The organism is Promicromonospora sp. NPDC059942, from assembly GCF_042731755.1.
Taxonomy (GTDB): Bacteria; Actinomycetota; Actinomycetes; order Actinomycetales; family Cellulomonadaceae; genus Promicromonospora.
Genome location: NZ_JBHWLR010000008.1, coordinates 1 through 6,915, shown reverse-complemented (window position 1 = coordinate 6,915; position 6,915 = coordinate 1). Strand labels below are relative to the sequence as shown.

Here is a 6,915-nt window from a genome sequence, read left to right as displayed (position 1 = left end):
TCCCCTCACACACCCGGCCGGTTGTCGTTTCCCCCGTGGCCACGGCTTTCGGCCGGTGCGGCCGGGACGCGTACCCTGGGTGGCGTGAGTGAGACCCAGGCAGCCAGCGACTCCGCCGACGACGTGGAGGTGCGCGACGTCGTCGACCCGGCGACCGTGCGCCGCGCCCCGCGGTACAAGGCCTTCTTCCTGACCGGCGCGCTGGTCGGCGTCGTGCTCGGCCTGCTCCTGTCGTTCTACCTGGTCAGCTCGCCGTCGGCCGCCGGGCTGATGAAGCCCGGCGTCTACGTCACGGTGCTGACCGCCTTCGTCACGATGGTGACCACCCTGCTGGCGGGCCTGTTCGCGGTGATCGCGGACCGCCGGAGCCTGCGCGGCCGCTGACGCGGAGGTCACATGCGAGGCCGGTCACGGACATCCGGCCGCATGGGATACTCGGAACATGCCTCTGCGCGGAGATGGCCGACTCAACCACGACCTCATGCCCGGCGAGAAGGGCCCCCAGGACGCATGTGGCGTCTTCGGGGTCTGGGCACCCGGTGAGGAGGTCGCCAAGCTCGCGTACTTCGGTCTGTACGCCCTCCAGCACCGCGGACAGGAGTCCGCGGGCATCGCCACCAGCAACGGTGAGCAGATCCTCGTCTACAAGGACATGGGACTCGTCTCCCAGGTCTTCGACGAGACAGCCCTGAACGCACTGACCGGCCACATCGCCGTCGGGCACTGCCGGTACTCCACCACCGGTGGCGTGACCTGGGAGAACGCCCAGCCGACGCTTGGCGCCACGGCGTCGGGCACGGTGGCCCTGGGCCACAACGGCAACCTGACCAACTCGGCCGAGCTCGTCAACCTCGTGGCCGAGCGCTACGGCGCCCAGCGCCGCGGCGAGCTCGCCCGCGGCAACACCACGGACACGGCCCTGATCACCGCGCTCTTCGCGGGCGACGCCGACCACACGCTGGAGGCCACGGCCCTCGAGGTGCTGCCGCGGCTCCGCGGGGCGTTCTCCCTGGTCTTCATGGACGAGAACACCCTGTACGCGGCGCGTGACCCGCAGGGCGTGCGCCCCCTGGTGCTCGGCCGCCTCGACCGCGGCTGGGTGGTCGCCAGCGAGACCCCGGCCCTCGACATCGTGGGCGCGTCCTACGTGCGCGACGTCGAACCCGGCGAGCTCATCTGCATCGACGCCGACGGCATGCGCTCCGTGCGCTTCGCCCAGGCCGAGCGGGCAGCCTGCGTCTTCGAGTACGTGTACCTGGCCCGGCCGGACAACACCATCAACGGCCGCTCGGTGCACGCCGCGCGCGTCCAGATGGGCCGCACCCTGGCACGCGAGCACCCCGTCGAGGCCGACCTCGTGATCCCGACGCCGGAGTCCGGCACGCCGGCGGCCGTCGGGTACGCCGCGGAGTCGGGCATCCCGTTCGGACAGGGCCTCACCAAGAACGCCTACGTCGGCCGCACGTTCATCCAGCCGTCCGACACGCTGCGGCAGCTCGGCATCCGCCTGAAGCTCAACCCGCTGCGCGAGGTGATCAAGGGCAAGCGCCTGGTGGTCGTGGACGACTCGATCGTGCGCGGCAACACCCAGCGCGCCCTGATCCGCATGCTGCGGGAGGCGGGCGCGGCCGAGGTGCACGTGCGCATCTCGTCGCCGCCGGTCAAGTGGCCCTGCTTCTACGGCATCGACTTCGCGTCGCGCGCCGAGCTCATCGCGAACGGCCTGGCGGTCGAGGAGATCGGCCAGTCGCTCGGCGCCGACAGCCTCGGCTACATCACCACAGAGGGCATGATCGCCGCGACCGAGCAGCCGAGCTCGCAGCTCTGCGCCGCCTGCTTCACGGGCAAGTACCCGATCGAGCTGCCCCCGGACGACCAGCTCGGCAAGCACCTCCTGGAGCAGGCGGAGCTGCCGCTCGGCCAGCCCGAGGACGGGCTCAAGCAGCTCACCGTGAGCACCGGCGGCTCGACCGCGCTCGACCACCCGTGACCCACGTACACCACCCGAACGACGCAGGAGCACCCGTGACTTCCGAAGGCCTGACGTACGCCGCCGCAGGCGTGGACACCGAGGCGGGCGACAAGGCCGTCGAGCTCATGAAGGACGCCGTGCGGCGCACGCAGGGCCCGGCCGTGCTCGGCGGGGTGGGCGGATTCGCCGGCCTGTACGACCTGTCGGCCTTCAAGGGCTACCGCGCGCCGCTGCTGGCGACGTCCACGGACGGCGTCGGCACCAAGGTCGCGATTGCGCAGGCCATGGACAAGCACGACACCATCGGGTTCGACCTGGTGGGCATGGTCGTGGACGACATCGTCGTGATGGGGGCCAAGCCGCTCTTCATGACCGACTACATCGCCACGGGCAAGGTCGTGCCGGAGCGGATCGCGGACATCGTGCGCGGCATCGCCCAGGCGTGCGAGGTGGCCGACACGGCCCTGGTGGGCGGCGAGACGGCCGAGCACCCGGGCCTCCTGGACCCGGACGAGTACGACGTCGCCGGCGCCGCCACGGGCATCGTGGAGGCCGACAAGGTGCTGGGCCCGGACCGGGTGCAGCCCGGTGACGTGCTGATCGCCCTCGCCTCCAGCGGCCTGCACTCCAACGGGTACTCCCTGGTGCGCGCCGTGATCAAGCACGCGGGCTGGGCGCTGGACCGGCACGTGGACGACCTGGGGCGCGCCCTGGGCGAGGAGCTCCTGGAGCCCACGCGCGTCTACGCCTCGGACTGCCTGGCGCTGGCCGCCGACGAGGCGGCGCAGGTCCACGCCTTCACGCACGTGACGGGCGGCGGGCTGGCGGCCAACCTGGCGCGCGTGCTGCCCGCCGGGCTCGTGGCGACGGTCGACCGCGCGTCCTGGGACGTGCCCGCCGTGTTCCAGATGGTGCGCAGCCTCGGCGGCGTGCCGCGGCGCGACCTGGAGAACACCCTGAACCTGGGTGTCGGCATGGTGGCCGTGGTGGGCGCCGACGGCGCTGACGCGGCGCTGGCCCGGCTGTCCGCGCTGGGCGTGCCGGCATGGACGCTGGGCAGCGTGGAGACCTTGGACGCCTCGACGGCACAGGAAGACCTGGTCGCGGGAACGAAGGGTGTGTCCGGCGGCGCGGTCAGGCTGGTGAACGACTACCGCTGAGGCGGTGGCAGACCGGTCCGAGGACCAGGCCTGGGGGCCGGCGCAAACGCGCCGGCACCCTCAGCGCGTGTTGCCGTCCTGGTCCGCCCAGTCGGAGTACCTGTTGTCGTACTCCTCGTCCTCCGAGGAATCCCACCGCGACTGTGTCGCAACATCCGTGCGGGAGTCTCCGCTGAGCTCCTGCTCGAGGGCGTGATAATTGGTGTCCGGGCTGTAGTACTTCAGCTCGCGAGCAACCTTGGTCTGCTTAGCCTTCTGACGGCCGCGGCCCATGGCTCCGACCCCCCTCAACGTAGGAGCGGGGCGGCACCGTGCATGGACGTGCGGCCCCGTAGCGTTTCGTCTGTCCAGGTTCCAACGTTACATGCTGGTACGGCGTTTCTTCCAGTCCGTGGACGTGATTCGTCCCATCCGCCGATGTGACATTGGAGTCGTTCCGACCCCCTTGCCGACTTGTTCCGACTGGTCCCCCGACCACCCCTTGACCGATACATGGCATTTCTGAGGTAGACGGCGCTCCGGGTGCGGCTCCGGACCCACGGCTACCGGGCGATGCCGCCCGGGTGTCCCGACGGTCCGGTCCGGCGCTTTGCCGAGTCCTGGCGGGCGTCCGGGGCCTGTTCGAGCCCGCCCTCGGGTCGGCGCGCGTGCTGCCCGGAGGAGCGGCGAAATGTCGGCGTCGGCGTGTCGCACGTGTCCGAGACTCGCCCGAAACGGGCGCGCGTGGCGAGTGGCGGAGAAAGTGAGGGAATAAACCCCGTCCCCAAGTCGCCTAAATCCCGTTTGCTGCTAACAATGGTGCAAGAGCGGGTGTCGTCAACCGCCTGGTACGGCCAGGCCGGCACCGTTCCGGAGGAGGTGCGGGGATGTCCATCCACGGAGAATCCGAGGTCCTGCTCACGCCTGCCGAGGTAGCGAGCTTGTTCCGTGTTGACCCCAAGACAGTAACGCGTTGGGCAAAAGCGGGAAAGCTCTCGTCGATCCGGACACTTGGCGGTCACCGCCGCTACAAGGAGTCCGAGGTTCGGGCGCTGCTCGGTGCGGCAGCGGACAGCTCGGGCGACACCGACAACTAGTCGGGCGTCGTTGACGGATTGGTCGGCAGGTAGGACGAAGGCGCGCCGGGTGCTGCCCCCCAGCTCAGCCCCGCGCGCGCCTGAGCACAGCGGTCACGACCACAGCGGTGCCGATGGCCACGAGCCCGATCGCGGCACCGATCACAACCTTGGCGTTGCGGGCCCGGCGCGGATCTTGCGCCGGGCCGTTCTTGTGCCCGCCGTTCTTGTTCCCGAAGGCTCCGGCGGCCATGGCGCCGGCGTCGCTCGCGGCCTGCTTGGCCTCGTGGGCGATGCGTGACGCCTGGTACCCCGGGCTGAGGCGGGTGGTGAGCTCGTCGATGGACGCGGCGAGGTCGGCGCGGGTGCGGAGCACCTCGGCCTCGAGCTCGCGGCTGCTGGGCGTGGGCGGCGGTGTCGGAGTGCTCATCGCTGCATCCCCTCCTTGATCGACGTGATGTCGTCCTTGACGCGCTGGACGCTCTCGGGCGGGTTCGTGGCCTTCTTCAGGAGCTGGGCGCCCGCGAGCGCCAGGATGATCACGACGAGCACCATGAAGCCGCCGATGGCGAGTGCCGACAGCCAGAGGGGCCACACCGTGCCGAGCCCGTACACGGCCGCCAGGAGCAGCACGCCGGCGGCGTACGCGAGGATCAGGAGCGCCACGACGAGCAGTCCGATGCCGATGCCGGACTTCTTGGCCTTCTCGGCGAGCTCCGCCTTGGCCAGCTCGATCTCGGCACGGACGAGGCGTGAGGCCTGCTCTGAGACCTGCTCGACCAGCTTGCCCAGGGAGAGCGGCTGCCCGGGTCCTGGCGTGCTCTCCGGGCCGCTTCCTGCCGTTCCTGCCTGGCCGTCGATCTTCACGTCGTCGATCATCTGCCCTCCCGTGCCGCCGGATTCGGCCTGCGCCGCTGAAGACAACTCAACAGGCCAAGAGCTCATGGGGCAATTCCTGGCGCGGCGTGGCTTCCAGTAAAGGCATGAAGGGGATCACTCGCCAATGCGCAATTGCTGGAAGGAATTGCCTCAGACCGGCCGCCGCGCGCTGTTCGCCGGCGTCGGCTTAAGGGACCTGGGGAATCTTCACGCAGGACGTCGAGATCGTCCCAGGGCGATCAGAGAGCCGCCGCGAAGATGCCCGCGGTCACCAGCCAGATCGCGTAGGCGGCGGCCGCCACGGCGATCATGATGCCGCTCTTCGCACCCGTCGAGAGGCTGCTCCCGGCGATCCTGAAGTTGACGATGACCGCGAGCACCGCGACCAGTGCACCCAGGAGCCCACCGAACGCGACGAGCAAGATCGGCAGCATGCCGATCACGCGGACGACCACAGGAGCGGGTTCGACCGCGAGATACGTCTCGCCGTTCACCTCGACGGGCGGCACCGACGCGAACAGGGCAGTGCGTCCGAGCGTCGCGACAACAGGGTGGCCGTCCGTGCCCTGCAGGGTGAAGGCCCGCTTGCCGGCGCTCGGTGCCTTGCTGCCGTCGACGGTCAGGTAGCTGCGCCCCCACCAGATGTCGGGAACGAGCGCGATCTGTCCGGTGGTGCCGGGAATGGTGAGTGCGTGGGAAGCCATGGGCGGGAAACTACCAGGGTCTTCCGGGCCAACCTGCCGCGCACGGTTCCGTCCCGGCCAGAGTTGCTCGGGGCAAAAGAAGAACCCCCGGACCTCAAGGGTTCCGGGGGTTCTTCGCTGTGGCTCCGACCGGCGTCGATCCGGTGACCTTTCGATTTTCAGTCGAACGCTCTACCAACTGAGCTACAGAGCCCTAGCGCGAACGCCCGGATAGTCGAGACCGACAATCCGGGCGCCTCTCGCGCGACCCTGACGGGACTTGAACCCGCGACCTCCGCCGTGACAGGGCGGCGCGCTAACCAACTGCGCTACAGGGCCATGATCGCTACCCGCGATCGGGGGGCTTGTTTCGAGCCGTGAGTACCCTAACCCACCGCGGGCCAGAACCTGAAATCAGATCCGGGCACCAGGTGGATGACCTGCCTCACAGCAGACGAAACCCGGCTCTAGCGAGCCGTTCCGTACCCCCAACGGGATTCGAACCCGTGCTACCGCCGTGAAAGGGCGGGGTCCTAGGCCGCTAGACGATGGGGGCCAAGACCGGGCAAGTCTACAGGCGGTCGGCTGCTCCGCCGCACGTCGGGGGTCGCGTCCGGGACGTGTCGCGCGTCGGGGATGATGGGTGCGTGGTGGAGATGACGCGGGAGGACTTCGAGACGGCCGTCAGCGAGGGGCTGGACCTCGTGCCGCCCGATCTCGCGGCGCAGATGGACAACGTGGTGGTGCTCGTCGAGGACGACGCGCCCGCGGACGATCCCGAGCTCCTGGGCCTCTACGAGGGCGTGCCGCTCACGGAGCGCGACCACATGTGGGCCGCGGGGGCGCTGCCGGACCGCATCACCATCTTCCGGAACCCGACCCTCGCGATCTGCGACACGCGCGAGGACGTCGTCGAGGAGGTGGCCGTGACCGTGGTCCACGAGATCGCCCACCACTTCGGCATCGACGACGACCGCCTGCACGAGCTCGGCTGGGACTGAGCCGACAGAGCCCCGGGGGGGGGGGGGGAGGGGGGGGGCAAAGACGAGAGAGGAACCCCCCCCCCCCCCCCGCCGCGACCGTCCCGTCCGCCTGGGGCGAGCTCGCCCGCGCCACGACCACGCTGACGGACGGCGAGATCCTGGTCCACGACTGGTACGCCGCGG

9 protein-coding genes and 3 tRNA genes are annotated in these 6,915 nt (G+C 70.0%); 5 read left to right on the top strand and 7 right to left on the bottom strand.

Annotated elements, in window-relative coordinates; translation table 11 throughout:
• Positions 1-84 precede the first annotated feature (84 nt).
• From ACFV9Q_RS14395 to purM, 3 genes are read left to right on the top strand one after another with little or no spacing between them, the layout of a single operon-like run.
• Complete coding sequence (locus ACFV9Q_RS14395) at positions 85-384, top strand: hypothetical protein (RefSeq protein WP_377234960.1); 300 nt, start codon at positions 85-87, stop codon at positions 382-384.
• A 58-nt stretch (positions 385-442) separates the two neighbouring features.
• The gene (gene purF, locus ACFV9Q_RS14390; RefSeq protein WP_377232008.1) at positions 443-1,990 is read left to right on the top strand and encodes an amidophosphoribosyltransferase; all 1,548 of its coding nucleotides are present in this window, start codon (positions 443-445) and stop codon (positions 1,988-1,990) included.
• Between the two features lie 35 nt (positions 1,991-2,025).
• Positions 2,026-3,132 carry a phosphoribosylformylglycinamidine cyclo-ligase gene (gene purM, locus ACFV9Q_RS14385; protein WP_377234959.1) on the top strand — a complete coding sequence of 369 codons (1,107 nt, stop codon included), beginning with the start codon at positions 2,026-2,028 and terminating at the stop codon, positions 3,130-3,132.
• A 60-nt stretch (positions 3,133-3,192) separates the two neighbouring features.
• Here purM and ACFV9Q_RS14380 read toward each other — a convergent pair whose 3' ends face one another.
• Positions 3,193-3,405, bottom strand: a complete 213-nt coding sequence (locus ACFV9Q_RS14380; RefSeq protein WP_377232006.1) for a DUF3073 domain-containing protein — start codon at positions 3,403-3,405, stop codon at positions 3,193-3,195.
• Between the two features lie 593 nt (positions 3,406-3,998).
• Between ACFV9Q_RS14380 and ACFV9Q_RS14375 the strand changes: the two genes are divergently transcribed.
• The gene (locus ACFV9Q_RS14375) at positions 3,999-4,208 is read left to right on the top strand and encodes a BldC family transcriptional regulator (RefSeq protein ID WP_026365760.1); all 210 of its coding nucleotides are present in this window, start codon (positions 3,999-4,001) and stop codon (positions 4,206-4,208) included.
• Between the two features lie 64 nt (positions 4,209-4,272).
• On the opposite strand, the gene ACFV9Q_RS14370 is transcribed toward ACFV9Q_RS14375, so the two are convergent.
• The 6 genes from ACFV9Q_RS14370 to ACFV9Q_RS14345 all read right to left on the bottom strand — a co-directional run bounded on the left by ACFV9Q_RS14370 (position 4,273) and on the right by ACFV9Q_RS14345 (position 6,305).
• Positions 4,273-4,617, bottom strand: a complete 345-nt coding sequence (locus ACFV9Q_RS14370; RefSeq protein WP_377232005.1) for a DUF3618 domain-containing protein — start codon at positions 4,615-4,617, stop codon at positions 4,273-4,275.
• Positions 4,614-5,066, bottom strand: a complete 453-nt coding sequence (locus ACFV9Q_RS14365; RefSeq protein ID WP_377234958.1) for a phage holin family protein — start codon at positions 5,064-5,066, stop codon at positions 4,614-4,616. The genes ACFV9Q_RS14370 and ACFV9Q_RS14365 overlap by 4 nt, the downstream gene beginning before the upstream one ends.
• Before the next feature lie 239 nt (positions 5,067-5,305).
• On the bottom strand, positions 5,306-5,770 hold the full coding sequence (locus ACFV9Q_RS14360) for a hypothetical protein (RefSeq protein ID WP_377232003.1): 465 nt from the start codon (positions 5,768-5,770) through the stop codon (positions 5,306-5,308).
• A gap of 120 nt (positions 5,771-5,890) precedes the next feature.
• Positions 5,891-5,963, bottom strand: a tRNA-Phe gene (locus ACFV9Q_RS14355).
• A gap of 51 nt (positions 5,964-6,014) precedes the next feature.
• A tRNA-Asp gene (locus tag ACFV9Q_RS14350) sits at positions 6,015-6,088 on the bottom strand.
• 144 nt (positions 6,089-6,232) lie between these two features.
• Positions 6,233-6,305 (bottom strand) — tRNA-Glu (locus ACFV9Q_RS14345).
• A 100-nt stretch (positions 6,306-6,405) separates the two neighbouring features.
• Between ACFV9Q_RS14345 and ACFV9Q_RS14340 the strand changes: the two genes are divergently transcribed.
• Entirely contained in the window at positions 6,406-6,750 is a 345-nt protein-coding gene (locus tag ACFV9Q_RS14340) for a metallopeptidase family protein (RefSeq protein WP_377232010.1), read from the top strand.
• Positions 6,751-6,915: the final 165 nt, after the last annotated feature.